This is a genomic window from Nonomuraea montanisoli (genome assembly GCF_013363975.1).
GTDB lineage: Bacteria > Actinomycetota > Actinomycetes > Streptosporangiales > Streptosporangiaceae > Nonomuraea > Nonomuraea montanisoli.
In genome coordinates, this window is the sequence record NZ_JABWGN010000006.1 from 431,021 (window position 1) to 457,128 (window position 26,108).

Annotated in this window: 26 protein-coding genes; 12 read left to right on the forward strand and 14 right to left on the reverse strand. The window is 73.5% G+C overall.

The features are described from left to right. Positions 1-48 precede the first annotated feature (48 nt). Both HTZ77_RS17670 and HTZ77_RS17675 read right to left on the reverse strand, forming a co-directional pair. Positions 49-1,131, reverse strand: a complete 1,083-nt coding sequence (locus HTZ77_RS17670; protein WP_175590681.1) for a sensor histidine kinase — start codon at positions 1,129-1,131, stop codon at positions 49-51. Continuing rightward, positions 1,124-1,813 carry a response regulator transcription factor gene (locus HTZ77_RS17675; RefSeq protein ID WP_175590682.1) on the reverse strand — a complete coding sequence of 230 codons (690 nt, stop codon included), beginning with the start codon at positions 1,811-1,813 and terminating at the stop codon, positions 1,124-1,126. The genes HTZ77_RS17670 and HTZ77_RS17675 overlap by 8 nt, the downstream gene beginning before the upstream one ends. Before the next feature lie 87 nt (positions 1,814-1,900). Between HTZ77_RS17675 and HTZ77_RS17680 the strand changes: the two genes are divergently transcribed. Beyond that, positions 1,901-2,509 (forward strand): M15 family metallopeptidase, encoded by a 609-nt coding sequence (locus HTZ77_RS17680; RefSeq protein WP_175590683.1) that lies wholly within the window; start codon positions 1,901-1,903, stop codon positions 2,507-2,509. A 31-nt stretch (positions 2,510-2,540) separates the two neighbouring features. Here the strand turns inward: HTZ77_RS17680 and HTZ77_RS48240 are convergent, their stop codons facing one another. From HTZ77_RS48240 to HTZ77_RS17695, 3 genes are all read right to left on the reverse strand, one after another. After that, on the reverse strand, positions 2,541-5,132 hold the full coding sequence (locus HTZ77_RS48240) for an AAA family ATPase (RefSeq protein WP_175590684.1): 2,592 nt from the start codon (positions 5,130-5,132) through the stop codon (positions 2,541-2,543). A 75-nt stretch (positions 5,133-5,207) separates the two neighbouring features. Beyond that, on the reverse strand, positions 5,208-5,504 hold the full coding sequence (locus tag HTZ77_RS17690) for a putative quinol monooxygenase (protein WP_175590685.1): 297 nt from the start codon (positions 5,502-5,504) through the stop codon (positions 5,208-5,210). Between the two features lie 20 nt (positions 5,505-5,524). Next, positions 5,525-6,580: an aldo/keto reductase gene (locus HTZ77_RS17695; RefSeq protein ID WP_328808636.1), complete on the reverse strand. Its 1,056-nt coding sequence runs from the start codon at positions 6,578-6,580 to the stop codon at positions 5,525-5,527. Positions 6,581-6,748: 168 nt separating this feature from the next. Between HTZ77_RS17695 and HTZ77_RS17700 the strand changes: the two genes are divergently transcribed. Next, the gene (locus HTZ77_RS17700) at positions 6,749-7,606 is read left to right on the forward strand and encodes a helix-turn-helix transcriptional regulator (protein WP_175590686.1); all 858 of its coding nucleotides are present in this window, start codon (positions 6,749-6,751) and stop codon (positions 7,604-7,606) included. Positions 7,607-7,681: 75 nt separating this feature from the next. Here HTZ77_RS17700 and HTZ77_RS17705 read toward each other — a convergent pair whose 3' ends face one another. Together HTZ77_RS17705 and HTZ77_RS17710 are read right to left on the reverse strand one after the other, a co-directional pair. Further along, a complete protein-coding gene (locus HTZ77_RS17705) occupies positions 7,682-10,864 on the reverse strand; it encodes a BTAD domain-containing putative transcriptional regulator (protein WP_328808637.1) in 3,183 nt (1,060 codons plus the stop codon). A gap of 89 nt (positions 10,865-10,953) precedes the next feature. Then, entirely contained in the window at positions 10,954-11,799 is an 846-nt protein-coding gene (locus tag HTZ77_RS17710; RefSeq protein WP_175590688.1) for a hypothetical protein, read from the reverse strand. 399 nt (positions 11,800-12,198) lie between these two features. On the opposite strand from HTZ77_RS17710, the gene HTZ77_RS17715 reads away from it, so the two are divergent. Both HTZ77_RS17715 and HTZ77_RS17720 read left to right on the forward strand, forming a co-directional pair. Beyond that, positions 12,199-12,558 (forward strand): hypothetical protein, encoded by a 360-nt coding sequence (locus HTZ77_RS17715; protein WP_205302755.1) that lies wholly within the window; start codon positions 12,199-12,201, stop codon positions 12,556-12,558. Positions 12,559-12,614: 56 nt separating this feature from the next. Beyond that, on the forward strand, positions 12,615-12,998 hold the full coding sequence (locus tag HTZ77_RS17720; protein WP_175590689.1) for a cupin domain-containing protein: 384 nt from the start codon (positions 12,615-12,617) through the stop codon (positions 12,996-12,998). Positions 12,999-13,021: 23 nt separating this feature from the next. Here the strand turns inward: HTZ77_RS17720 and HTZ77_RS17725 are convergent, their stop codons facing one another. From HTZ77_RS17725 to HTZ77_RS17740, 4 genes are read right to left on the reverse strand one after another with little or no spacing between them, the layout of a single operon-like run. Continuing rightward, positions 13,022-13,723 (reverse strand): MBL fold metallo-hydrolase, encoded by a 702-nt coding sequence (locus HTZ77_RS17725; protein ID WP_175590690.1) that lies wholly within the window; start codon positions 13,721-13,723, stop codon positions 13,022-13,024. Then, positions 13,720-14,424: a DsbA family oxidoreductase gene (locus tag HTZ77_RS17730; RefSeq protein ID WP_175590691.1), complete on the reverse strand. Its 705-nt coding sequence runs from the start codon at positions 14,422-14,424 to the stop codon at positions 13,720-13,722. The genes HTZ77_RS17725 and HTZ77_RS17730 overlap by 4 nt, the downstream gene beginning before the upstream one ends. Further along, a complete protein-coding gene (locus tag HTZ77_RS17735) occupies positions 14,421-14,906 on the reverse strand; it encodes a TIGR03618 family F420-dependent PPOX class oxidoreductase (protein WP_175590692.1) in 486 nt (161 codons plus the stop codon). Before HTZ77_RS17735 ends, HTZ77_RS17730 begins: the two co-directional genes overlap by 4 nt. Beyond that, a complete protein-coding gene (locus HTZ77_RS17740) occupies positions 14,906-15,532 on the reverse strand; it encodes an FMN-dependent NADH-azoreductase (protein WP_175590693.1) in 627 nt (208 codons plus the stop codon). Before HTZ77_RS17740 ends, HTZ77_RS17735 begins: the two co-directional genes overlap by 1 nt. A gap of 268 nt (positions 15,533-15,800) precedes the next feature. Here HTZ77_RS17740 and HTZ77_RS17745 point away from each other — a divergent pair, with 268 nt between their 5' ends. Together HTZ77_RS17745 and HTZ77_RS17750 are read left to right on the forward strand one after the other, a co-directional pair. After that, complete coding sequence (locus HTZ77_RS17745; RefSeq protein ID WP_175590694.1) at positions 15,801-16,643, forward strand: alpha/beta fold hydrolase; 843 nt, start codon at positions 15,801-15,803, stop codon at positions 16,641-16,643. Between the two features lie 29 nt (positions 16,644-16,672). Further along, complete coding sequence (locus HTZ77_RS17750) at positions 16,673-16,903, forward strand: alpha/beta hydrolase (RefSeq protein WP_175590695.1); 231 nt, start codon at positions 16,673-16,675, stop codon at positions 16,901-16,903. A 255-nt stretch (positions 16,904-17,158) separates the two neighbouring features. Here the strand turns inward: HTZ77_RS17750 and HTZ77_RS17755 are convergent, their stop codons facing one another. Then, the gene (locus HTZ77_RS17755) at positions 17,159-18,499 is read right to left on the reverse strand and encodes an FAD-binding oxidoreductase (protein ID WP_175590696.1); all 1,341 of its coding nucleotides are present in this window, start codon (positions 18,497-18,499) and stop codon (positions 17,159-17,161) included. Positions 18,500-18,617: 118 nt separating this feature from the next. Further along, positions 18,618-19,190 carry a TetR/AcrR family transcriptional regulator gene (locus HTZ77_RS17760; RefSeq protein WP_175590697.1) on the reverse strand — a complete coding sequence of 191 codons (573 nt, stop codon included), beginning with the start codon at positions 19,188-19,190 and terminating at the stop codon, positions 18,618-18,620. A gap of 76 nt (positions 19,191-19,266) precedes the next feature. Between HTZ77_RS17760 and HTZ77_RS17765 the strand changes: the two genes are divergently transcribed. The 6 genes from HTZ77_RS17765 to HTZ77_RS17790 all read left to right on the forward strand — a co-directional run bounded on the left by HTZ77_RS17765 (position 19,267) and on the right by HTZ77_RS17790 (position 24,741). Beyond that, positions 19,267-19,566: an antibiotic biosynthesis monooxygenase family protein gene (locus HTZ77_RS17765; RefSeq protein WP_175590698.1), complete on the forward strand. Its 300-nt coding sequence runs from the start codon at positions 19,267-19,269 to the stop codon at positions 19,564-19,566. After that, positions 19,563-21,260 carry a CDGSH iron-sulfur domain-containing protein gene (locus HTZ77_RS17770; RefSeq protein ID WP_175590699.1) on the forward strand — a complete coding sequence of 566 codons (1,698 nt, stop codon included), beginning with the start codon at positions 19,563-19,565 and terminating at the stop codon, positions 21,258-21,260. Before HTZ77_RS17765 ends, HTZ77_RS17770 begins: the two co-directional genes overlap by 4 nt. Positions 21,261-21,428: 168 nt before the next feature. After that, positions 21,429-22,028, forward strand: a complete 600-nt coding sequence (locus HTZ77_RS17775) for a TetR/AcrR family transcriptional regulator (protein ID WP_175590700.1) — start codon at positions 21,429-21,431, stop codon at positions 22,026-22,028. 101 nt (positions 22,029-22,129) lie between these two features. Continuing rightward, positions 22,130-22,882: an SDR family NAD(P)-dependent oxidoreductase gene (locus HTZ77_RS17780; RefSeq protein WP_175590701.1), complete on the forward strand. Its 753-nt coding sequence runs from the start codon at positions 22,130-22,132 to the stop codon at positions 22,880-22,882. 46 nt (positions 22,883-22,928) lie between these two features. After that, on the forward strand, positions 22,929-23,780 hold the full coding sequence (locus HTZ77_RS17785) for an SDR family NAD(P)-dependent oxidoreductase (protein ID WP_175590702.1): 852 nt from the start codon (positions 22,929-22,931) through the stop codon (positions 23,778-23,780). Between the two features lie 64 nt (positions 23,781-23,844). Further along, on the forward strand, positions 23,845-24,741 hold the full coding sequence (locus HTZ77_RS17790; protein ID WP_175590703.1) for an RNA polymerase sigma-70 factor: 897 nt from the start codon (positions 23,845-23,847) through the stop codon (positions 24,739-24,741). On the opposite strand, the gene HTZ77_RS17795 is transcribed toward HTZ77_RS17790, so the two are convergent. Then, positions 24,678-26,108, reverse strand: coding sequence for a nitrilase (locus HTZ77_RS17795; RefSeq protein WP_175590704.1), 1,431 nt, complete (start codon positions 26,106-26,108; stop codon positions 24,678-24,680). The two genes, HTZ77_RS17790 and HTZ77_RS17795, sit on opposite strands and share 64 nt — an antisense overlap.

The window sequence follows — 26,108 nt, forward strand, 5'->3', positions numbered from 1 at the left end:
GGTTCCCTATGTTGCGCCGCGCGTTCCCCAGATTTCCGGGCCGCGCGCTCAGGCGTGCGCGGCGGGCAGGTGCACGGTGACGCGGAGCCCACCGGCGGGCCGCGCGGCGATGGTGAGGGTGCCGTCGTGCGCGTGGGCGATGCTCTTGACGATCGCCAGGCCGAGACCGACGCCGGCGTGGTCGTCGCGGATGCGTTGCGTGCCGCGCTGGAAGGGCTCGGTGATCGTCGAGAGCAGCCGCGGTGACAGGACGGCGCCGGTGTTGTCGACCGTGAGCGTGACGAAGCGGGGATGGAGCGCGGTCGTGACCCACACGGCGCCGCGCTCGGAGAGGTTGTGCACGATCGCGTTGTGCACGAGGTTCGTGGTCATCTGCAGCAGCAGCGCGTGCGAGCCGACGGTCCGGCCGACCTCGCCGGACGTCTCGATGGTGACGCCGCGCTTGTCCGCCAGCGGGAGCAACGTCTCGGTGGCCTCCTCCACGACCAGGGACAGATCGACGCTCTCCCGGGTGAAGGAGCGCCGGTCGGCGCGGCTGAGCAGGAGCAGGGCCTCGGCGAGGTCGATCGCCCGGGCGTTGACGATGTGCAGGCGTTCGATGAGCTCGTCGGCCTCCCGCCGCGGATCGTTGCGGGCCACGTCGAGCAGGGTCTGCGTGATCGCCAGCGGGGTGCGCAGCTCGTGGGAGGCGTTGGCGGCGAACCGCTGCTGCTCGGCGACGTGCGCTTCCAGCCGGGCGAGCATGGCGTCGAACACGTCGGCGAGCCGGCGGAACTCGTCCTCGGGGCCCGGCAGCCGGATGCGGTGCGACAGCGACCCGTCGGCCGCCATGCGGGTGGCCTCGGTGATGCGCGCCAGGGGAGCCAGCATGCGGCCGGCGAGGACCCACCCGCCCAGGAGGCCGAACAGCAGCAGGAAGCCCAGCACGCCGACCGCCGCGGGGGCGAAGGCGCGCAGCAGGTCGGACCGGTTGGGCACGAAACGCCCGAGCGCCATGATCGCGCCGTCGGGTACGTAACGCAGCAGGAACACCCACACGACGGCGAGCAGCAACGCGCCGGCGACCATGAGGAACCCGGCGTAGCTGAGCGTGAGCTTCAGGCGGACGCTCAGGCCGGGCTCCCTACGCACGCTCCCCTCCCCCGGCGCCGGACGCCGTGTCGATGCGGTACCCGACGCCGGGCACCGTCGCGATGACCCAGGGCTGGCCGAGCCGCTTGCGCAGGGCCGAGACCGTGATGCGCACGGCGTTGGTGAAGGGGTCGGCGTTCTCGTCCCACGCCCGCTCCAGCAGCTCCTCGGCGCTGACGACACCGCCCTCGGCGGCGACCAGGACCTCGAGCACGGCGAACTGCTTCCTGGTCAGCGCGACGTAGCGCCCGTCCCGGTAGACCTCCCGGCGGAACGGGTCCACCCGCAGACCGGCGAGTTCGCGCACCGGCGGCCTGCTGTGGCCGCGCCGGCGGTCCAGGGCCCGCAGCCGGAGCACGAGCTCCTTGAGCGCGAACGGCTTGGTGAGGTAGTCGTCGGCCCCGAGCTCGAACCCCGACGCCTTGTCGTCGAGCCGGTCGGCGGCGGTCAGCATGAGGATCGGCATGCCGCTGCCGGAGGCGACGATGCGTGCCGCGACCTCGTCCCCGGACGGTCCGGGAATGTCCCGGTCGAGGACGGCGATGTCGTACGGGTTGACGGTCAGCAACTCCAGAGCGGTCTCGCCGTCACCGGCGATGTCGGCCGCGATCGCTTCCAGGCGTAGCCCGTCACGGATGGCTTCGGCCATGTAGGGCTCGTCCTCGACGATGAGCACGCGCATGTCCCGCATGCTACGAGCCCGGCCATATCGCCGGCGTATCGGAATGCGCATAGGAGCCGGCAACAACGCGCTGCCTTGACTGGCGGCATGAGCCCTCACACACCAGCGCGAACAGGGGTCCCCCGCGCCCGCCGGCTCGTCGTCGCCGTGGTGATCGCTGCGATCGTCGCAGCCGCCGGCATTCGGTTGGTCTCGTCGTCGGCCACTTCGCTCGGCGACGTGCTCGGCGAGATCCTGGATGCGCCCGGCGAGGCCGACGGCGTCGTCCCCGACGGCGTGACGGTCTTCGACGACGAGTTCCCGGCTGTGGCCAGGCTCGATCCGGACCTGCTCGGGGCCCTGCGCCGGGCCGCGGCCGACGCCGCCGCGCAGGGCGTCGAGCTCCACGTCAACAGCGGATGGCGTTCCGCGCGCTACCAGGAACAGCTGCTTCGCCATGCCGTCTTCGAGTACGGCTCGCCGCAGGAGGCCGCGCGGTGGGTCGCCCCGGCGGACAAGTCCGCCCACGTGTCCGGGGACGCCGTCGACCTCGGCCCCGTCGAGGCGACGGGGTGGCTGTCCCAGCACGGCGCCGGCTACGGGCTGTGCCAGATCTACGGCAACGAGTCCTGGCACTACGAACTGCGTCCCGAAGCGGCCCGCCGCGGCTGCCCGCCGATGTACGCCGACCCCACCCACGACCCGAGGATGCGGTGATGACCGCCCCCCGCTCAGGCGCTTGGTCCGGTCAGGCGGTTGGTTCGGTCAGGCCGAGGCCGGCGGCCCGCTCGGCGGCCGCGGCACGGCTGGGCGCGCCCAGCTTGGCCAGGATCGCCGAGACGTGGTGACCGGCCGTCTTGACGGAGATGAACAGCTTCGCGGCGATCTCGGCGTTGGTGTGCTGCGCGCACAGCAGGGCGAGCACCTCCCGCTCGCGCCGGGTCAGCCCGGAGGGGTGCTCCCGGGTGGCCGCGCGCGGCCCGGCCGGCAGCGAGCGGACGCCGAGCCCGCGCAGCCGCCGCCTGACGATGCGCGCCGCCGGCAGGGCGCCGAGGTCGGTCAGGACGCGCAGGGCTTCGCGCAGCTCCGGCTCCCCGCTCGCGCTCGCGCCGGCCAGGGCCAGCGCGGCGTCGTAGCGGCAGCCCAGCTCGTTCCAGGCCCGCGCCGCCCCGGCCGGGTCGCCGTCGAGCTCCAGCCGGTACGGCTCCGCGAACGTCCCGTGCGGCGTGCGCGGGGAGCCGGTGCGCAGCAGCCAGACCGCGACCGCGCCGCGGTCCCAGGCGTCGGAGACGGCGGCCACGTCGTGGGCCAGCTCCGCCTCGCGCCGCGCCTGGCCCGTCCTGCCCTCCAGCCAGGACGCCTCGGCGCGGGTCAGCCGTACCGGGACGATCTGCTGCGGCTCGCCGGTGCGGTCGGCCAGCTCGGCCGCCTCGTCGAGGTGCTGCCAGAGGCCGCTTTCGCCGCGGCGGGCCAGGACCGAGCCGATCCTGCGCACCGTGCACATGCGGTTGGACGGGGAGCGGCCCACCGTGGCCAGGATGGCGGCGCTGATGGCCAGCGACTCCTGCCAGCGGCCGGTGCGTTCCATGACGCTGGCCAGCTCGCCGCGCACGCAGGTGCCGTACGTGGGCAGGTCGTGCTCGTCGCAGTAGGCGATGCCCTCGGCCGCCCACCGTTCCGCCTCGGCGAAGCCGCGCCGGCCGCCGTGCATGGCGACCAGGTTCGTGTACGCCCGGCCCGCCTGGTCCTGGTGCCGTCCGGCCAGGGCGACCTCGAGCGCGCGCTCCATCTGCTCCTCCCAGGCTCCGCCGCGTATCCAGGCGCACCCGGCCCGGGTGTTGAGGGCGTCGCTGAGCACGTCGGTGGCGCCGAGCGGCTCGGCCAGCTCCTGCGCGCGCAGCGCCAGGGGCTCGGCCAGGTCGTGCTCGTAGCGCAGTATCCGGTGGTTGGCCAGCGTGGCGTACGCCCAGGCCAGCTCGATGCCGGGCCCGAGCGGCTCCAGGACCGCCACGGCGGCCTCGGCGTCGGCGACCTCGCCGCGGCACAGGTTCCACTTGATGCGCGACAGCCGGCGCAGCGCGGTGCCCTCCCGCAGCCGCTCGCCGACCTGGCGCCACTGGGTCAGCGCGCGCTCGCACGCCTCGGCCGCGTCCTGCCACTGGTCGAGCAGGGCCGCCTCGTCGGCCAGCTCTTCGCACAGCTCGGCCACGGTCGCGGCGTCGGCCGCGACGGCGAAGCGCAGGGCCCGCCGGTACTGCGCCGCGGCCTCGCGGTGGGAGGCCAGCCAGGCCGCGCGGCGGGCGGCGGCGGGCGCGTGGCGCAGGACCGCGGCGGCGTCCCCCGCCGCCTCGGCGTGGAAGGCCATCCGGGCGTCGTCGTCACAGCCCAGCGCGGCAAGAGCCGCCAGGACCAGGCCGTGGGTGGCGCGGCCGCGGCGGGCGGGCAGCGCGCCCTCCACCGCCAGCCGGGCGATCTCGTGGCGGAAACGCAGCCATTCGCCGTCGCCGGTCACCAGCCCGCACGCCAGCAGCTCGTCCACGGCCGGGGCCGGGCACGAGGTCACCGCCTCCAGCAGCCTCCACTCCACCCGGGTGCCCATCAGCGCCGCGACGTCGAGCACCTGGCGGGCCGCGCCGCTCAGGCGCGCGGCGCGCGCCAGCACCGCGTCCCGGGCCGACCCGGGAACCTCGTGCATGCCGGCCTGGAGGACCTCGGTCACGTAGAACGGGTTGCCGCCGGTCAGCCGGTGCAGCGCGCCGGCGTCGGCGTCGCTGCCGCCGGCCAGCTCCCGCACCGCGCGCGTGGACAGGGGCGCCAGGCCGATGCGCCTGGTCGAGCGCTGCGAGGCCAGATCGCCCAGGGTGACGCGCAGCGGATCGGCGGCCGAAAGGCCGTCGTCGCGGTAGGTGGCCAGCAGCAGCAGCGCGCTGCCGCGCAGCCGCCGGCCGAGGAAGCGCAGCAGGTCGAGGGTGGCCTCGTCGGCCCAGTGGACGTCCTCCACCACGACCACGTCCAGCCTCGCCGGGTCGCCGACCTCGCGCAGCAGTCCCCGGAACAGCTCCTCGCGTCCGGCTCCGGCGCGGCACAGCTCCAGCAGCGGGCCGCCGAGCTGCTCGGCCAGATCGAACAGCGGCCCCAGCGGGCGCGGCGTGAACAGCCCGTCGCAGGCCCCCCACGACCAGCGCGCCGCCGGCAGGTCCTGCTGGAAGTGCTCGACCAGCGCCGACTTGCCGACCCCCGCCTCGCCCGCGACCAGGACCAGCCGTCCCTCTCCGCGCGCGGCCTCGGCCGCGTACTCGCCCAGCGACGCCAACGACGACTCCCGCTCCAGCAAGCGCACCCCCGTAGTATCCGTCACCGGCGGGCGGCTGGTAAGGGATCTCGGCTCCCGCCCGGTCCGGGCGGGAGCCGGTTTTCAGGGGGTGGGCGCCGCGACCAGCTCGCGGACGCTCGCGGGCCGGGCCAGGACGCCCCGCAGGACCTGCTCGGCGTGCCGGAAGTACGCGCCGGCCAGATGCTCGGCCAGCGCGTCCGGGCCCGTCCACTGCCCGACGAGCAGCATGCGGGCGCCGTCGTTGGGATCGACGTAGGGCTGGTAGGCCAGGCAGCCGGGCTCCTCCAGCGACGGTTCGATCATGGCTTCCAGGGCCGTGCGCAGCCGGTCGTGCCGGCCGGGGGCGGCCAGGAATTCGGCGATGACCCAGACGGACATGGCGTGCTCTCCTGCGGGTGTCAGGGGCGGGCGGGGCCGGTACCGGCGCCGGAGCCGGTGATCGCGGCGGCGATCTCGTCGAGGTCGGCGCCGCTCAGCTCCACCGAGGCGGCGCCGACCCAGCCGTCGACCTGGGCGGGCCGGCGGGCGCCCACGATGGCGCCGGTGATGCCGGGCCAGGCCAGGACCCAGGCGATGGCCACCTCGGCCACGCTGGCGTCATGGCGTTCGGCGACGGGACGCAACGCCTCGGCGAGCGTGAGGTTGGCGGCCAGGCCGGCGGTGAAGTCGTGGTGGGCGCGGCGCCAGTCGTCGGCGGGCAGGGCCGCGGCGCGCTCGGCGGAGAAGGTGCCGCTCAGCAGCCCGGACTGCAGCGGTGAGTAGGCGATCACGCCGGTGTCGTGGGCGTGGGCCCAGGCGATCTCGGCGGCGCAGGAGCGGTTGATCGCCGAGAACGGCGGCTGGATCACGTCGACGTGGGCGATCCGCTCGGCCGCCTCGAGCAGGTCGGGCGTGTGGTTGGACAGCCCGATCGCCCGCACCTTGCCTTCGGCCTTCAGCTCGGCCATGACCTGCCAGTACTCCTCCAGCGGCGTGGCGTTGGGCGATGCCGTCCCGAATCCGTCGCCGGCGTACTCCAGCGACTCGCCGGTGTCGGGGTAGTGCACCTGGTACAGGTCGATGTGGTCGGTCCCCAGCCGCCGCAGCGAGTCTTCGAGCTCGCGGCGGACGCTGGCCGGCTTCATGATCCGCCGAGGCGCGGCCGACGGGTTGCCCGGGTCCCAGACCAGGCCGGCCTTGGTGAACAGGTACGGGCGGTCGGCCTGCGGCAGGGCGGCCACGGCCTTGCCGACCAGTTCCTCGGAATGGCCCAGGCCGTACACGGCTGCGGTGTCGATCCAGTTGACGCCCGCCTCCAGCGCGCGGTGGATCGCGGCGATCGACTCGGCGTCGTCGGTGGCGCCCCAGCCGAAGCGCCAGCCCGAGCCCGCCACCGCCCACGACCCGAACCCCACTCGGGTGATCGTCATGTCGGTGCGCCCGAGCCGCCGGCCGGGCAGAGGGGAAGAGGTCACGTGTGCTCCTTGGGTGAGCGGCCAGGGCGTCGCTCGCCCGTGGCGGTGCCGGAACCGTTCCGGCGCCGTCCACTGTGGGGCCGCGGGCCGCGGCCCAGCCAGGGCCAGGCGGTGCCTGGGCACGCCGCGACCAGGCACGGTCGGCGCCCGGCCGCGATACTGGGGGGCATGGTGGTGGATCGGCGTGCCGAGCTGGGTGAGTTCCTGCGTTCGCGGCGGGCCCGGCTGCGTCCGGAGGAGTTCGGCCTGTCGTCGTACGGGCAGCGGCGCCGCGTGCCCGGGTTGCGGCGCGAGGAGCTGGCGCAGCTGGCCGGGGTCAGCGTCGACCACTACATCCGGCTGGAGCAGGGGCGCAGCCTGCAGTTCTCGGCGGAGGTGCTGGACGCGGTCGCGCGGGCGCTGCGGCTGGACGACGCCGAACGCGCGCACCTGCACCGGCTGGCGCGGCCCGCCCCGGCCGGCCCGCCGGAGCCCGCCGTGCGTCCGCCCCTGCGGGCGGGGATCGCGCGGCTGGTGTCGTCGGTCCATGACGTGCCGGCCTACCTGGTCGACCGCAACACCACCGTGCTGGCCTGGAACCGGCCGGCCGCGGCGCTGATCACCGACTTCGGCGCGCTGCCCGCGGCGCAGCGCAACATGGCCCGGCTGACCTTCCTGGACGAGGGCATCCGCCGCCTGTACGCCGACTGGCCGCAGCGGGCCCGCGACATCGTCGGCTTCCTGCGGCTGGACTCCGGTCGCCGGCCCGCCGATGCGTCCACGGCGGCCCTGGTCGAGGAGCTGTCGGCCGCCAGCGCGGAGTTCCGGGCGTTGTGGGCGGAGCACGAGGTGAAGGACAAACGGCACGGACGGTATGTGTACCGGCATCCTGTGGTGGGTGAGCTGGAGCTGGCCTACGAGACCCTGCGCCTGCCGGACGACCCCGGGCTGGCCCTGGTCATGCACAGCGCCGAGGAGGGCTCGCCCTGCGACACGGCGCTGCGGCTGCTGGTGGCCTGGGCCGGGCAGGACGCGCCCGCCGGCTGACGTGCCCGCCCGGACGTTGCGGCTCTCAGGGGCGGGGTCGGCCGGTGGCGGCGTCCGGCCGGGCGCGCGGGTCGTTCACGGAGCGAGGGTGATCTCGGCCAGCTCCCGCCAGTCCCGCCGCTGCCCGTCGCGGGTCGCCTCGGCGAAAGCGGTCTCGCCGAGGCTTTCGCGCGCCCGCGCGGCGATCCTGGCGACGTCCGGCTGCGACCGGTCGGGCGTGCCGCGCACGGTGTCGCCGGCCGCCAGCAGGCGTACGGCCTGCTCGTCCTGCCCCTGGCGCAGCGCCAGATCCGCGATCCCGACCAGCGCACTGGCGATCGCCGGCGGGAAGGCGTGCTCCACGGCCGCGTGGAACGCCTGGGTCCGGTACGCGCGCGACTGTTCGAGATCCTCGGTGAGGTAGCCGTACAGGTCCAAGGTCTCGGAACGGACGGAGCCGATGCGCTGGGAGTCGTCCAGCACCGCGCACACCGTGGCCAGGTGCTCGTGCGCCTGGTCCGGCTCGCCGCGCCAGCGCGCCAGCCCCGCCTTGCGCAGCGCCAGCTCGGCGAGCGAGTCGGGCCAGACGATCCCGCCCGCCCACCGCTGCGCCTCCGCCATGGCCGAGGCGCTGGATCGCTCGTCGCCCGCCAGCCAGTACAGCTGGGCCAGCCGCGCCCGCACACTGACCACGTCCTCGGTCGCGCCCACCTCGGTCATCGCCACGGCGGCCTCTTCGTAGTGCTCGCACGCGCGGGCGAACTCGCCGCGCATGGCGAGCCGGTCGGCCAGGAAGGTCAACGCGTAGGAGATGCCCATCCGGTCGCCCAGCGCGCGGAACTCGGCGAGGGCGGTCTCGGCGTCGAGGTCCACGTCGGTCTCGTCGCCGCCGAGCGTGAGCCGCAGCCGGCCGCGCGTGAGCCTGGCCTGCGCGCGCACCCACGGGTCGTCGTCGGCGATGAGCGGCTCGAAGGCGGGCAGGAGGTCCGTCGGGCCCTGCAGCGTCCGCTCCAGCAGCGCGGCGAACCCGAGCAGCGGGCGGCGGGACCGGCTGCGCTGGGCCAGCCGATGCGCCTCCTGGATCCACTCGCGCGCCTGGTACTGATCGCCGCCGATCCCGGAGGTCAGGAAGATCGTCACCATGAGGTACGCCATCGCCCGCACGTCATCGGGCACCTCGCCGTCCAGCGAGGACGCCGCGATGCTCAGCTCGGCGCCCTCGGCCCGGTGCCCGCTGAGGTACCAGAACCAGCCCGCGGCCGCGACCAGCCGCATCGCCTCCTGGGCCCATCCCTCGGCGATCGCTCCGCGCAGGGCCGCGGCGATGTTGTCGTGCTCGGCCTCGATCGTGGCCAGCCAGGTGAGCTGCTCGGCCCGGCGCAGGTGCGGCTCGGCCTCCTCGGCCAGCTCGGTGAAGTAGGCGAGGTGCGCCCGGCGCGCCGCCTCGCTCTCCCCTGCTTCGGCGAGCCGGTGCGCCGCGTACTCCCTGATGGTGTTGAGCATCCGGTAGCGGGGGGCGCCCTCGCCGTCGGCCACCAGCAGCGACTTCTCGATCAACGCGGTGAGCACGTCGAAGACGTGCTCACCGGCGGGCGCCTCGTCCCCGCACACCCGTTCGGCCGCTTCCAGGCTCGCCCCGCCGGAGAACACCGACAGCCGCCGCAGCACGCCGCGTTCGGCCTCGCTCAGCAGGTCCCAGCTCCAGTCCACGACCGCGCGCAGCGTCTTGTGATGGGCGAGCGCCGTACGGCTGCCGCTGGTCAGCAGCCGGAACCGGTCGTCGAGCCGGCGGGCCAGCTGATCGACGGACATGGTGCGCAGCCGTGCCGCGGCCAGTTCGATCGCCAGCGGGATGCCGTCGAGCGCCCGGCAGATCCGCGCCATGGCCGCCAGGGTGTGCGGGTCGAAGCCGATGTCCTTGCGCACCAGCTCGGCGCGGTCGCGCAGCAGCCGCACCGCGGGCGAGGAGCCGGCCTGGGAGGGGTCGGCCCCCTCGGCGGGCAGCGCGAGGGGCTCGACTCCCCACAGCACCTCGCCGATGATGCCGAGCGGCTCCCTGCTGGTGGCCAGGATCCGCAGCCTGCGGCACTCCCCCAGCAGCCGGTCCGCGAAGGTCGCCGCCTCCTCGATCACGTGCTCGCAGTTGTCCAGGATCAGCAGCATCGTGCGGTCCCGGAGCGCGGCGATGAGCCGGTCCATCGGCTCCCCGCCGCGCGAGCCGCCGAGCAGCGCCTGATCACGCAGGCCGATCGCGGTGAGGGCGGCCTGCGCCAGATCGCCGCCCGCCCGCACCGAGGCGAGCTCGACCAGCCACGCCCCGTCCGGCAGCTCGGTGAGCATGGTCCGGGCGGTCTCGGTGGCCAGTCTCGTCTTGCCGGAGCCGCCCGGCCCCGTCAGGGTGACCAGCCGGTGCCCGACGGCCAGGACGGCGACCGCGGCGATGTCGTCGTCCTTGCCGACGAAACTCGTCAGCGCGGCGCGCAGGTTCGTCCTGCGGTTCTCGGCCCGTTCGCCCAGCTCGCCCCGCAGCAGCGCGGTGTGCAGCGCGGACAGCTCGGCCGACGGATCGGCGCCCAGCTCCTCGGCGAGCAGCTCGCGCGTCCGCTGGTACACGGTCAACGCCTCGTTGCCGCGCCCCGCCTCGGCCAGCGCCCGCATCAACGCCGCCACGAACCCCTCCCGCAGGGGGTGGGCGGCGACCAGCTCGGTCAGCTCGGAGACCATCTCCGAGCCGCGGCCGAGGCGGATGTCGGCATCCACCCGATCGCCGAGCGCGGCGACGTAGAGGTCGTCCAGACGCGTGACGACGGCGTCGAACGCGTCGCTGCCGTGCAGGGCGATGTCGGCCATGGCCGTGCCGCGCCACAGGGCCAGGGCCGAGCGCAGCAGGTCGGCCCTGGCCTCGGGCTCGGCGCTGCGGGCCTGGCCGACGAGCTGCTCGAAGCGGGACACGTCCACGTCGTCGGAGGCGGCGGCCAGCCGGTACCCGCCGGCCTCCGCCTCGATCACGCCGTCCGGCAGGGCCCGGCGCAGCCTGGACACCAGCGCCTGCAGGGCGTTCACCTCGTCGGCGGGCGGCTGTTGCCCCCAGATCCAGTCCACCAGCCTCGCGCGCGTGACGATGCGGCCTGGCTCGAGGGCGAGTGCAGCCAGCAGTGCGCGTAGCCGAATCCCGGGAACCTCAACCAGAGCCCCATCGTGGTTCCTGACCTCGAACGGTCCCAGCAATCCGACTCTCACATCAGCAATTGTGCCGTGGCGCCGGCGCCCCCGAGACACGCGGCTCGCCTCAGCGGCCTTTCGCGCCGCGCGGCGACCAGGGCGGCACGGGGCGATCTGGGCGGCACGGGGCGAGGGGTGCGGCTTCGCTATCGCACCGGCGTCAGCACTCCCTGCAGGAGCACGACGCCCTCGCCGTACTTGTCCTCCAGCCGTTGCCGGAGCTTCTCGCCGGCCACCCAGACGCCCACGACCACCTGCTCCTTCATGATGTCGACGGAGGTCGAGACGATGGGCTGGCCGAGATCGTCGCCGATGGAATCCTGGATCCGGCGCAGCGCTTCCAGGCTGCGCCGGGCCTGGCTGACACAGAGCGCGCCGCCCCAGCTCTCCCGAATCCACGCCTCCCTGCCGGTCAGGTCGCCCGTGAACTTCACATTCAGCACCAGCTTGGTCGGGTCGTTGGCATACTTCTCCGACCACTCCCGCTTGCTGCCGTCGTAGCCGGGGATCGCGTTCAGATAGCCCTGGTCCAGCCACACCCCGCCCACGGCCGCCTCGTTCCCCAGGCGCTGCTCAGTCGCCTCGAGCGCTTCCTGGGTGGTCCTGGCGGGATCGGCCGGCCGCCGGCCGCCCTCCGGGACGGGGCACGGGCTGGCGAAGCTGGGCTTCTGCGGTGTGCCCTGGACCGCCGCCCCGGGTGGTTCGGTCAGGGTCAGCCGGGAGCCGTCCCAGGTGCCGACCACCCGATACTGACCCCACTTCGTTCCCTGTACGTTCTCGTGCTGAACCTTGGACCAGTCCCAGCCGACGATGTCCGGCCCACCACACTGGGGTGGCAGCGACGTGGCCATCGCGGCGCACAGCTGCGGCCCGTGGCCGGGGCTCTCCAGGACGGAGACGTCGTCGGCCGCGTACGTGATCGGCTTGTCGGCCGCCACTCCGCTGCCGCAGGCGGTCAGCACGATGAGGGCCAGGAATGCGAGTGAGCGCATGACCTTCAGACGTGCGGGCGCTCCGCGAGGTTCGTTCCTCGATCAGTGGCGCCACCTGCGCGAGCCACAGCGCGTCGACCAGAGTTCTGCGGTCGGCTGGTCTTCCACGTCTCGCAGAAGGCCGCTCGACAGACCTGAACATGTGGCGACCAGTATTTCGTGGTGAACCTACTCCCGGCGTCGTAGCCGGGCCGGTCACTGATCCCGGCGAGGTAGCGGCAGAAGACTCCGCTCGCAGGACGCCCCCGAGCCGTCGCCGCACGACGATGGCCGTCATGACAACCCAGGCTCGGCTACCGTCTCGCGCCGCGGACCCTCCTGGTCGCCGGCGGGCTGCTGACCGCGTCCGGGCTGGCCTGGCTCGGCCTGATCAGCCCGGACGGCGCGTTCGTCACCGACGTGCTCGGGCCCTCGATCGTCACGAGCGTCGGCTTCGGGCTGTGCCTCGGACCGGTCGTCTCCGTCGCCACCGGCGGCGTCGCGCCCCACGAGAGCGGCACCGCGTCGGGCCTGCTCAACAGCTCGCGTCAGATCGGCGCCTCGCTCGGGCTGGCCGCCCTCGGCACCGCCGCGCACGAGCGCACCGGCCCGGCCGTCACGCCCGAGGCCCTCAACGACGGCTACGCGCTCGGCCTGACGCTCGGCGCCGCGCTCCTGGCCGCCGCCGTCCTCATCGCCCTCACCGTCCTGCGCCGGACCGCCCCGCCCTCCCCGGTCCGGGACGGCGACGAACACGATGCGCCCCTGGCCCGGACATGACCGTCCGGTCACCCAGGTCACAGCCCCTCCAGACCCGCAGGAAAGGTCGTCCCGGCATGACGGTCACCCCGATCGATCTGTTCGCCTCGTTCATCCAGCTCGACCAGGACGGCAGGGTCCACACCGGCGCGGGAGCGGGCGACGCCGACGGCTGGCGGCTGACGACCTTCTACGCCAGGACCGACGCCGACGTCCACGCCGGCCAGTGGGAGGTCCACCCCGAGGCCGAGAAGGTCGTGTCCTGCCTCGTCGGGAAGATGCGCCTCTACCTGCGCCCGCAGCGGCCGGGCCAGCAGGAGGAGGAGATCACGCTGACGGCCGGGACCGCGGCCATCGTCCCGCGCGGACGATGGCACCGCTTCGAATTGGACACCCCCTGCAACATCATGGCCGTCACCCTGCCGCGCGGCGGCCGGCTGGAAGAACGCGCCGAACCCTAGGCCCCCTCGCCAGGTGAACTCCGCTACCAACCGCGCGCGATCCACTCATCGAGGTGGGGGAGTTCGGTCGCGACGGTGGTGTCGGGGCCGTGCCCGGGATGGATGCGGGTCGCGCCGGGAAACCCGAGAAGCCTGCGTACGGACCGGATGACGACCGCGAACTCCGACAGCGGCGGGCCGGTGAGCCCCGGTCCGCCGGGGAACAGGGTGTCCCCGGTGAGCAGGTGCGAGTCCACGGCCAGGCTCAGCCCTCCCGGGGTGTGTCCGGGGGTGTGCAGGGCGCGGACCGGCAGGGGGCCGACCTGGAGGATCTGGCCGTCCGCGATCGGCACCGACACGCCATCCCACAGCCGGGTGTCGCCGGCGAAGGCCAGCCGAGCGGGATCGCGCGCGAGGATGTCGGCCGTCGCGGTGCCCGCGTCCCAGTGGCCGGTGCGGCGAGCGGTCGCGATCTCGTGCGGCCATACGGGCTGGTCGGCGGGGTGGGCGAGAACCGGGACGCCCAGCGCCTCGACGACCTCGGGCACGGCGAGAACATGATCGAAGTGCGCGTGGGTGAGGAGCACGGCGACCACGTCCAGGTGGGCGACGGCGTCCAGCACGCGACCCGGCTCGTCTCCCGGGTCCACGATCAGTGCCCGGCGATCGCCGTGGGCGTGCAGGATCCAGCAGTTGGTCTCCAGCACGCCGACGACGACCCGCCGCAGAACGGCCCTGACGGTCACGACTGCGCGGCTCGTTCGAGCAGGTCGTCGTACACGCCGGGGTCGTGGGAGTCGACGACGGGGAAGCCGGCCGCCCACGGACCCTCCCAGCGCACCTGGATGCCGGGGTTGTTGACGGCGGTTCCGTCGTGGAGGCGGAACGTGGGGCTGCCGGCGATGGCGTCGGTCTGGGAGATGGCGAAGTCGCGCGTGACGTCGGCCCGGTGCCGGCCGCTGTCCAGCGCGGCGGCCAGCCCGGCCACGTCGACGACGCCGTCCGCCAGTTCGCCCGCGACCTCCAGGATGACCTGCCGGTGGCTGATCGAGCGGGAGTGGGTCCAGAACGCCCGGCGCAACGCGAGGTCGAGTTCCTCTCCGGCCTCCAGGCTCTGCGCGCTCGCGGCGTGCACGGCTTCCGCGGCGAGCAGCACGGTGTGAGGGTAGAGGTCGTCGGCGGCGGTCCAGACCCGGAACTGCGCCTCGGGCTCGATCTGCCCCAGTCCGACGGCCTCGGTGTCGGTGCCACGACGGGGGTGTGGGCCGTTGAACAGCTCCAGGGGAAACGTCCGGTGCTCCAGCCGCACGACTCCGTCCAGCCCGAGCCGCGCTCGCGCCCGGCGCAGCCGCAGCAGGCCGACGTAGGCGAACGGGCACAGCAGGTCCGACCAGACCTGCACCGTGCCGGCCGCGACGGGCGGCGTCGCGGAAGCGTCTGTGGTCATCCGTGCTCCTGATGTTCGGTACCAGCGGGATTGGTGGTGAATCGGGCAGGCCGCAGCAGCACGGCCACGCGCCGCTCCTCAGCCATCACGCGGTCGTATTCGGCCAGGTCAGAGTGATTCCCGCCGGCCGCGTGGTAGATGTCCCGCAGCAGGGCCGGCAGCCGGTCGGGGCCGAGCGCCGGCAGCGGGTCGTCGGGGCCCGCGAGCTCGGCGGTTCCCCGGACGGCGACCCACTCCCATCCGGCCCGGAAGACGAGCGTGGCGTGCGGGTCCCGGCGCAGGTTCGCCAGCTTCGCGGTGCCCCCGCGTGCCACGAAGGCGACCGTGGCGGTCCCGGTCACCGGATGCGGCAGGACTCCGGCGTTGACGACGCTGACGGACGGCTGTCCGTCCGGCCGCAGCGTCACGAGCAGCGCGAGCCATCGCTCCGCCGCGCCGTACTCCCGGACGAGTCGCAGCCCCTCCTGCTCGGAAAGGGCCATCAGAAGACCTTCGCGATGTCCCGGGCCCGCGCGTCGGCTTCACGCCGCGCCTCGTCCCGGTCGCCGGTGAGGGTGGGATGGAACCGGATATCCTGGATGTCGGTCAGCCCGGTCCAGCGCAGCCAGTCGCCGAAGAACGTCGACTGGAAATCGCTGCCGAACTCCGGGCCGAGAGGCGGTCCCCACACGGCGCTGGTGTAGACGACGGCGACCCGCTTGCCGCGCCCCGAAAGCTGAGGGCCGTACCCGGTCGCCGGGTCGACGGTGAAGATCCAGCCGGGCTGGCTGACGACGTCGATGAACTGCTTGAGCACGTACGGCACCGACGCGTTCCACATCGGGACGCTGAAGAGCAGCCGGTCGGCGGAGTCGAACCTCTCGAACGTCCTGCGTGCCGCCTCCCACGCCTCGGCCTCGGCGCCCTGTGGCTCGTCGCCGCCGAACACCGTCATCTTCGCCCTGGCCCCGACGGCGAAGTCCGGCAGCGACCCGTCCCACAGGTCCCAGTGCTCGACCTCGTCATCCGGGTGGGCCTCCTGGAAGGTCTCCGTGAACACCCGCGCGATCCGCAACGACTCCGACGCCTCGCCGCGAGGCGAGGCGGAGATGTGCAGCAGCTTGCCCATCTGTGCCGACTCCTTGAAATTATCGGACTATGGTCCGGTTATGTGGATGACGACAAGATACGGACTCCGGTCCGCTTTGGTCAAGTGTGAACCGGTCCGTCGACCTTGTGTGCACGCGTGAGGATCTATCGAAAGGTGGACGACCGGCGGCAGTCCTCCCGGCAAAGCTGCGGGCCATGAAGAAGACGATCATCGCCGTGCTCGGCTCGATGCTGCCAAGCTGCCCGCCAGTGACCCGGCCGCCAAGAAGGGGACGCTTGTCCTCAACATGGGTGGCCCCGCACAGCAGATTTCGGTCCTGCGCGCGGCGAAGAAGGCCTTCGCCGACCTGACTCGATGGTTCGACGTGGTGGTCTTCGACCCGCGCGGATTCGAGGCGAGCACCGGGGTGCGCTGCCCCGACCCGGCACCGTGGGCCACGAACGCGGAGTGGGTGTTCCCCGACCGCGCCACCTATGCTCGCTACACGGAGCAGAACCGTCGCTTCGGCCTCGGCTGCGCCGATGCCGCCGGCCCGCTCGCGGGCAACCTGGACTCCGGCCAAGGGGCCCACGACCTGGAGGCCGTCCGGGTGGCGCTGGGCGAACAGCAACTCACCTATTACGGCAACTCCTACGGCACCGTCCTCGGCGTGGCCTACGCCGAGAAGTTCTCCTCCCGCGTCGGCCGCATGTACCTGGACAGCCCGATCGACCACACCAGCCGATCGTGGACCGAATGGCTCCTGCCCAGAGCGACGGTCAAGGAAGACAACCTGCACCGTTTCGCCGAGTGGTGCGCCACCGACCAGAGCTGCGCGCTCCACGGCCGCGACGTGCTCAAGGTGTGGGACGAGGTCATGGGCCGCGCCGCCGAGCGGCCGATCCCCGCACCCGGCGCCGGAGCCGGAGCAGCGACCGGTGCGACCCTGATCGCCTCCCGCGCGACGGTCACGTTCGACGCGACGTGGCCCGAACTGGCCAAGTCCCTGGCCGAGGCGTACGCGGGCGACGCCACCCGGTTCGCCAAGCCGTCCACCGTTGGGGCCGATCCGATCTCAGCAGGATCGCGAACCGCGCCTTCCCGCACCCGACCGCATACGGCAAGGTCAAGGCTCTGGAAAAGCGGCTGAGGCACGTCGCGCCGCGCATCGGCTGGACCGTGGCCTGGCCGCCGGCCAACCTCTGCACCGGGCTCCCGCACGAGGCGTCCTTCCCGCCCCATCCGGTTCACCCCCGCGGCCTGCCCCCGATCCTGGTCGCCGCCGGCCTGTACGACGACGCGGCGCCGCCCGCGTCCGCCCGACGGATCACGGCACAACTCGACAGCGCCCGCTACCTGGCGGCCCAGGGCGGTCACGCGCTCTACCTGGCAGGCGATCTACGCATATGAACACGGGATCGTCACCCGCGATGCACCTTGACCGTCCGCCGGTCTCGGCCCATGTCCCGGGAGACGAACATCGACGATGAGCGCATGCCTCATCGCGATGCGTTATCCGTCACATCGGCCCTGGGAGGTGCGGATCACCGTCGCCGGCGCCGTCACCCGCTTCGCCTCACCGAGGCCGTCACCCGCATGGCCGCCGCGCGCGCCCAGGCGGACGCCGAGGTGGAGCGGCGGCGCGGTCGAGGGGGCGGCGCGGCTCTACCGGGGCCGGACGTTGTGGTTGCGGGCGAACAGGTTGCCCGGGTCGTAGTGGCGCTTGACCGCCGCGAGCCGCTCGTACGTCGGCGCCGGATACACCGCGGCGACGTCCTCCTCCGTGGCCGAGGCGAGGAAGTTGGCGTAGGCGCCGTCGACGTGGGGCGCGAGCCTGGCCCACAGCGCCTCCAGCGCGGGCCGGGCCGCCTCGACGACCGGCGCCGGACCCACGGTGGTGGTCACGAACATCAGCTCCGCCTCGCGGTGCGCGTAGGCGGTGGCGTCGCCGGCGACCCGGGACACCGCGCCGCCGACGCCGCGCACGGAGATGAACGGCGACCCCTGCGAGGCGCCCGCCTCGGCCAGGATCCGCAGGACCTCGGACGCCGACTCCCGGCCGGCGAAGCCGCTGCGGGTCACCAGCCGGATGCCGGGCGGCGGGGTCGCGCCCTCCACGAGGGTGTCCGCGTAGGGGCGCAGCGCCACATCGTCGTCGATCACCGTGCCGAGCCGGCGGATCGGGTCGATGGCCCGGGCCGCGAGCCCGGGGTCGTCGCCGTCGAAGGCGACCTGGATCTCGACCGGCGCCTCGGGGCCGCCGGCGAAGGGGTTGGCGAAGTTGGCGATGGAGGTGAGCTCCACGGGCGCGGTGCGCAGATGCTCCGCCCAGCCCTGGAGCACGGCGGCCGCCTGCGCAGCCGGGAAGGCGATCCTGCCGTAGAAGACGTCGGTCGTCGGGTGCGCGGCGAAGACGAAGGCGGTCACCACCCCGAAGTTGCCGCCGCCGCCGCGGATCGCCCAGAACAGCTCCGGGTCGTCCTCCGCGCTCGCCCGCACGAGCTCTGCGTCGGCGGTGACCACCTCCGCGGCGACCAGGTTGTCCAACGCCAGGCCGTACTTGCGCACCTTCCAGCCGATGCCGCCGGTCAGCGTCAGCCCGCCGACCCCCACGCTCCTGGTGTCGCCCGAGGAGATCGCCAGACCGTGCGGGGCCAGGACGTCCGCCACCTGACCCCAGGTGGCGCCGCCGCCGATCCGCACCAGGTGGCGTTCCTTGTCGGTGATCTCCACGGTCGCCAGCAGGCCGAGGTCGATCACGACGCCGCCGTCGTTGGTGCCGAACCCGGCGAAGGCGTGCCCGCCGCCGCGCACGGACAGCACCAGGCCCGCCTCGGCGGCGAACCGGACGGCCGCCCGCACGTCCTCGACGCTCCCGGGCCGCAGCACGAAGGCCGGGCTGCCCGAAGCCAGCACCGAGCGGCTGGCCGGCTCGTACTCCGCCGCGCCCGGTTCGATGATGTCGCCGCCGAAGTCACGGCGAAGGGTCTCAAGCGCTGTGCTCATGACGTCCTCTTGTGGTGTCGCGTATCGCAGTGGACGAACACAAGACGCCGGCGGCCGGGTGGTTGTGACAGCGCGCCCAGGTGACCTGCGCCACACGCGCGCCGCGCTCCGCGGGGGGTCAGCGGCCGCCGAGGGCGCGCCAGACGAGGGCCGCGGTCCGTTCCGGCCAGCGGGGCGGAGGGGCGGGCTCGGCCAGCGCCCGGCCGTACCAGCTGCCCGTGCACATGGTGACGGCGACCTCCAGGTCGGCGTCGGCGTCGATGAGGCCCGTCTCCTGCGCCGACCGCAGGATGGCGAGGATGCGGCGGCGGCGCGGGGCGATCACCCGGGCGCGGTAGCGGGCGAGCACCTCGGGCTCGGTGGTCTCCTGCAGCATGGTGCCGACGAGCGAGAGCCGGCCCGGCCGGGAGACGCCCCGCTGGAAGTCCTCCAGTTCGGCGACCAGCGCGGCGTAGGGGTCGGCCGGCGGGCTCGCCTGCTGCTCCTCGATCATGCTCGCCACCGCGGCGGCGGCCAGCTCCGCCTTGCCCGGCCACCTGCGGTACAGGGCCGGGCGGGTGGTGCCCGCCTCCTGCGCGACGGCGGCCAGCGACATCCGCTCGTAGCCGTACTTGGCCAGGTGCCTCCGGGCGACCGCGAGGATCCGGTCGTCGATGGTGGCGTCCCGCGTTCGCCCGGTCTTCCGTGTCATGATCCCGCCTGTTTCATTACAATGCTGTAATGTAACGAAAGTCTTTCCTGACCTCACTCTACAAAGGGGTCCCCCCGTGGTCATCGAATACATCCGTTACACCGTTCCCGCCGACCGGGCCGAGGAGTTCGAGCATGCGTACAGAACCGCGTCGGGCGTCCTCGACGACGACCCGCACTGCCTGAGCTACGAGGTCGCCCGAGGCGTCGAGGAGCCCGAGCACTACACGGTGCGCATCGAATGGGACTCCGTCGAGGGCCACGAGCAGGGCTTCCGCCGCAGCCCCCGGTTCGCCGAGTTCTTCGCCGCCGTGAAGCCCTTCTTCGGAGGCATCCAGGAGATGAAGCACTACGACGCCAGATTCGGCAGCCGATGAGCACCGCCGAACTGCTGGCCCGCGCCCGCCTGCTCAACCGGGACCTGGCGCCCGGCGATCCCCTCGCCGACACCGTCATCCGGCCTCTGACCGCGGCGCTCACCGAAGCGGAAGCAAAAGCAGAAGCGGAAGCGGAGACCGAGCCGGGGGTCGCCGAGGACGGCACCCCCGCCGAGCGCCTGTGGGAGCTGGCCAAGGACGCCACGCGGCTGCGCGCCCGGCCCGGCGCGCACGAGGGCCTCATCGAGGCCACGGCCGCGTTGCAGCACCTGGCCTGCCTGTCCGCCGAGGACGCCGGCGCCCTGGAACGGCGGATCGCCGAGCTCGCCGGCATCCAGGGCGAGCTGGAACCGCGCGTCGACGTCGCGACGGACGGGCCGTACCTGGTCACCAACGTCACGCGGATCACGAACTGGCTGGGCGAGCCCGTCCAGACGTTCCCGCAGATGGCACTGTGCCGATGCGGGCAGTCCGCCACCAAGCCCCTGTGCGACGGCAGCCACGCCCGCACCGGCTTCAGCGGCGCCAAGGACCCGGCCCGGGTGCCCGACCAGCTCGACACCCACGAAGGCGTGCAGGTCACCGTCCTGGACAACCGCGGCAGGTGCGCCCACTCCGGGTTCTGCACCGACCGGCTCCCGAAGGTGTTCCGGGTGGACCAGGAGCCGTTCGTGGCGCCCAGCGGCGGCCGGGCCGACGAGATCGTCCGGGCCGTGCGCGCGTGCCCGTCCGGCGCGCTCGGCGCCGAGATCGACGGCCACCGGGTCCCCGACCCGCGCCGCCCGCCCGCCATCGAGGTGTCCAAGGACGGCCCCTACCGGGTCACCGGCGGCATCCCGCTCGACGGCGACCCCTCCCGCGAGCACTACAGCCTGTGCCGGTGCGGCCATTCCCGCAACAAGCCGCTGTGCAGCGGCATGCACTACTACGTGGGCTTCGCCGACCCGCCGCTGTCGGAGGACCCGACCCTGTTCGAGTGGGCCGGCGGCCTGCCCGCGCTGCGCCGGATGACGCACATCTTCTACGAGAAGTACGTCCCGCAGGACGACCTGCTCGGCCCGTTGTTCGCCCGGATGTCGCCCGACCATCCCGAACGCGTCGCCGCCTGGCTCGCCGAGACGTTCGGCGGACCGAGCCTCTACACCGACGAGTACGGCGGCTACGACCGCATGGTCGGCGAGCACGCCGGCAAGGCCCTGACCGAACAGTGGCGAGCCCGCTGGGCGCAGCTCATGAGCCAGGCCGCCGACGACGCCGGGCTGCCGGCCGACCCGGAGTTCCGGGCCGCGTTCGCCGGCTACATCGAATGGGGCTCCAGGATCGCGCTGGAGAACTCCCAGCCGGGCGCCAATCCCCCGCCGCACATGCCGGTGCCCCGATGGTGGTGGGTCTGCGAGGCCCGGCCCGGCTCCCGCGTCTCCGCCCTGGCGCCGCCCGAGCAAGCCGTGCAGGCGCGGCTGCCGGAGCCGGGCGAGCCGGTCGGGTTCGCCGACCACATCAGGCCGCTGTTCCGCGAGATGGACCGCAAGTCGATGAGCTTCGCCTTCGACCTGTGGTCGCACGAGGACGTCACCCGGCACGCCGACGCCATCCTGCACCGGCTCCGCCAGGGCGGCATGCCGTGCGACGGCGCCTGGCCCGCCGAGCGCGTCGAGCTCTTCGCCCGCTGGATCGCCGAGGGCACCCTGCCGTGAGCCCGGAGCACGTCGCCGTCAGCCCAGGGCACCTCGCCGTCAGCCGAGGGCGCCCCGCCGCGAGAGGGCGTCGGCGGTAGAGTGGGCAGGCGCCCATCACGGCGGGCGCCTGCCCCCTCATGCAGGACGAGCCCCTCGACAGGGCGGGCCGGCCGGGAAGGACCCACGGTGCCGACAGGGATAGCCATCCGCGACGCGCGCGAGCAGCTGTTCGACGCCGCCGAGCGCGTCCTGCTGCGCGACGGGCCGAGCGCGCTGACCAGCAGGGCGGTCACCACGGAGGCGGGCTGCGCCAAGGGCGTCCTGCACCGGCACTTCGACGACTTCGACGCCTTCCTGGCCGAGCTCGTGCGCGAGCGCATCGCCCGCCTCCAGCGCCAGGGCGCCGCCCTGCTCGCCGCCGCCGGGACCGGCACCGTCACCGGCAACCTCGCCGGCATGCTGACGGACCTGTTCGGGCCGGTCGCCACGGCGATCGTCGGGCTCGTCATCGTCCGCGACGAGCTGCGCGCGCGGCTGCGCGCGACCACGCCTGCCGGCCTCCCCCTCCTGACGGAGGCCGCAGCGATCATCGCCGCCTATCTCGCCGCCGAGCGCGAACGCGGCCGCATCGCGCGGCGGGCCGACGTGGACACCCTCTCCCCCACCCTGATCGGGGCCGGGCACCTGCTCTTCGCCGACCGGGACGCCGGCCCGCCGTCGCCCGAGGCCGTGCGCAAGGTCGTGACCACGGTCATCGCCGACGTCGTAGGGGAGTCGCCCGAATAGCGGGCGTCCCCCGACGTCCGGGGTGATCTGCCTCACAACCTGTCACAACCATCGCCGACGCTGTGTCTTGATGCCGAACCACTGCAAAGGGGAGGCCACACATGAACGGCACGGCAAGCACGGCACAGACCTCGGTGCTGATCACCGGAGGCAACAAGGGACTCGGTCTCGAGGCGGCCCGGCGCCTCGCCGAACACGGATGGAAGATCTTCCTCGGCTCGCGTGACGAGGGCCGGGGGCGGGCGGCCGCCGACAAGCTGGCCGCCGGCGGCGCCGACGTGGTCATGGTCCCCCTGGACGTGACCTCGGAGGAGTCGGTGGCCGACGCCGTACGGCTCGTGCGCGAGCACACCGACCGGCTGGACGTGCTGATCAACAACGCCGGCGCCCCCGGAAGGATCGTCCCGCCGGCGGACGCGACGGCCGAGGAGGTCCACTCCGTCTACGACACCAACGTGTACGGCCCGATCAGGGTCACCCACGCGTTCCTGCCCCTGCTGCAGGCGGCCGAGCACCCGCGCGTGGTCATGGTGTCCAGCGGCGGGGGCTCCTTCGCGGTCGTGACCGACCCGGAGCAGCCGGTCTCGGCGATGCACGAGCTCGCCTACAGCTCCTCCAAGGCGGCGCTCAACATGATCACCGTCCGGTACGCCCAGGCGCTCCCGCACATCAAGTTCAACGTCGCCACCCCCGGAGAGGTCGCCAACCACAAGTTCGCGGCCACCGACATGAACCACAACACCGGTCAGCTGACGGTCACCGAGGGCACCGACTCGATCGTCCGGCTCGCGATGATCGACGCCGACGGACCCACCGGGATCTTCGTCGACCGCCTCGGCCCCGTCGGCTGGTGACCCCCGCGAAACCGCCCAGCCACCGCACGAAGAACGGAAAGACATCATGAGCAAGGTCTGGTTCGTCACCGGTTCGTCCCGCGGCCTCGGCCGCGACTTCGTCGAGGCCGCCCTCGCGCGCGGCGACAGGGTGGCCGCGACCGCCCGCAGCACCGCGAGCCTCGACGAGCTGGTCGCCACCTACGGCGACGCGGTGCTCCCGCTCCGGATGGACGTGAGCGACAAGGCCGCCGTCCTCGCGAGCGTGAAGCGGGCCGCGGAGCACTTCGGCCGGCTCGACGTCATCGTCAACAACGCCGGCTACGCCCAGATCGGCGCGATCGAGGAGCTGACCGAGCGGGAACTGCGCGACCAGATGGAGACCAACCTGTTCGGCGCCGTGTGGGTGATCCAGGCGGCGCTGCCGTACCTGCGCGAGCAGCGCTCGGGGCACATCATCCAGCTCTCCTCGGCCGCCGGGGTCATCGCCATGCCGCTCGGCGGCGCCTACCACGCCTCCAAGTGGGCCCTGGAGGGCCTGAACGAAGCCCTCGCCGGCGAGGTCGCCGACTTCGGCGTCAAGGTGACCATCATCGAGCCCGGCGGCTTCGCCACCCGAGGCGGCAAGAACCCCGACCCGCTCGACAACGGCCACGTGGCCGAGCCCGACCCGGCCTACGACGGACTGCGCCGGCGTCTCGGCGCGGTCGCCGGCAAGCAGCCCGCCGGCGACCCGGCCGCCGCCGCCCGGACACTGCTCAAGCTCGTCGACTCCGACAACCCGCCCCTGCGGATCCTGTTCGGGCAGGGCTTCTATCCGATGATTCAGCAGGCCTATGCCGACCGTCTCAAGACCTGGGCCGACTGGCAGGATCTGTCGGCGGAGGCCCAGGGCGCCCTCGACCAGGAAGATCGGTGACCCGCGGCCGAGGCTGACGACAGGGGCGGGCCGCGCAGGGCCCGCCCGCAACAAGGAACGAGACATGAGCGACCACGCCACCGACGCGGCGACCGAGACCTTCCTCGCCCACCGCAACCTGCTCTTCACCGTCGCCTACGAGATGCTCGGCTCGGCGGCCGACGCCGAGGACGTCCTGCAGGAGACCTGGCTGCGATGGGTCAAGGCCGACCTGGACCAGGTGCAGGACCGGCGCGCCTACCTGATCCAGATCACCACCCGGCAGTCGCTCAACCGGCTGCGCAGCCTGAAGCTGCGCAAGGAGGCGTACGTCGGCCCGTGGCTGCCCGAGCCGCTGATCACGGCGCCGGACGCGGCCGAGGACGTCGTGCTCGCCGAGAGCGTGTCGATGGCGCTCATGCTCGTCCTGGAGACGCTGGCGCCGACCGAGCGCGCCGTCTTCGTGCTGCGCGAGGTCTTCGACGTCGGCTACGACGAGATCGCGGCCGCCGTCGGCAAGAGCCCCGACGCCGTCCGCCAGATCGCGCACCGCGCCCGCCGGCACGTCGAAGCCCGCCGCCCCCGCAAGGCCGTCTCCGCGCGCCAGACCCGGGCGGCGCTGGAGTCGTTCCAGCGGGCGCTCGAAACCGGCGACCCGCAGCGCCTGCTCGACGTGCTGGCCCCCGAGGTCGTCCTGGTGAGCGACGGCGGCGGCATCAAGCAGGCCGCGCTGCGGCCCATCACCACCTCCGGCAAGGTGGCCCGTTTCATCGCCGGCGGCATCGGCAAGGCCCAGGTCACGCTCACCGGCGAGCCCACCATGGTCAACGGCGGCCCGGCGCTCATCATCCGCGTCGACGGCGAGGTCGACGGCGTCATGGCGGTCCGCGTCGAGGACGCCCGCATCACCGGCCTCTACTACGTCCGCAACCCCGAGAAGCTGACCCGCCTCGCCTCCGAGACCCCGCTCAGCCTGCGGTGAGCACCGGTGGCGAGCCTGAGGAGCGCGACGAGCAGCACCGCGAGGCAGGACCAGGCGGCCCAGTCGCCCAGGCTGGTGTAGAGGGTGGAGGCGGCCCGCTGCGGCAGCGCCGCGAACACCGTGGTCACCCCGGGCTTGCCGCTGCGGCCTTCGGCCAGCACCCGTCCCCGGGTGTCGCTCACGGTGAGGACGCCCTGGCGGGCCGCGCGAGCCACCGACAACCCGCTCTCCACCCCGCGGACCATCGCCATGCGGCTGTGCAGCCAGGCGTCGTCGTCGAAGTCCCAGGCCGGGGCGAGCAGCGCGGTGGCGCCGGCCCGGCGGTACTGCCGCACCAGCCAGGGGAAGTCGAGGTCCTTGCAGATGATCAGGCCCATCGTGGTCCGGTCGAGGAAGGTCAGCGCGCGTCCCGGCGTGAACTCCGACTCCAGCCCGGGAACCATGTGGTGTTTGTCGTAGCGGGCGCCTGACGGGTAGACCAGCGCGGTGTTCGTCCGCGTCGCGCCGGCGCCGAGCGAGGCGCCGGCGACGACCACCACTCCCCGCCTGCTCAGGGGCAGGCGGGTGGCGCCCGCCTCGAACGTCTTCTCCGGCAGCACCGCGATCTCGGCGCCGCGGGCGGCGGCCGCGTCGATGGCCCTGCCGTAGCGGTGGAGCAGGTCGCGCCCCTGCGGGGAGCCGGCTTCCATGGTGTCGCGCGGGTTGTCGGTGGAGATCAGCGCGACCTCGCGGTGCTGCCCGTCGTCCTGGCCGGTGCCGAGCCGGGCGACGCCGTACCCCAGAGCCGTCGCCACCAGCGCGCCGGCGGTCACCGCGACGTGCAGCCGGTGTGTCGCGCCCGGCGCGAGGAGCGCGGCCACGGCGGCGGGCACGAGCTGGAGCAGGAAGGTGATCCCCCACACCCCGGTGACGGAGGCCGTCTGCAGGACGGGCAGCACGTCGGCCTGGGTGTAGGCCAGGCTCCACCAGGCGCCGTGCGGACCGGCCAGCGCCATCAGGTATTCGACGCCGACCCACAGCGCCGGCACGGCCAGCACGGCGGACAGCGGCCGCCGCCGTGCCAGCAGCGAGCGGTGCAGCAGCACGCCGGAGCCGAACAGCAGCGCCGGCCCGGCGAGGAGGCCGGCCGCCACCGGGACGGGCATCTCGAGCGCCTCGGTGAAGTACGGCCACAGCTGCACCTGGCCGCCGAGCCAGGCCAGCGCCCCCGCGGCGAAGGCCGGGCCGCCTCCCACCCGGGGAGCGGCGAGCAGCACGGGCAGAGGAGCGAGCCAGGTCAGCCAGGCCACGGGGTGCAGGCCGGTGCCGAAGTGCAGCAGGACAGCCGAGGCGAGGGCCGCGGCGAGCGGGATCAGGACACGTTTCAT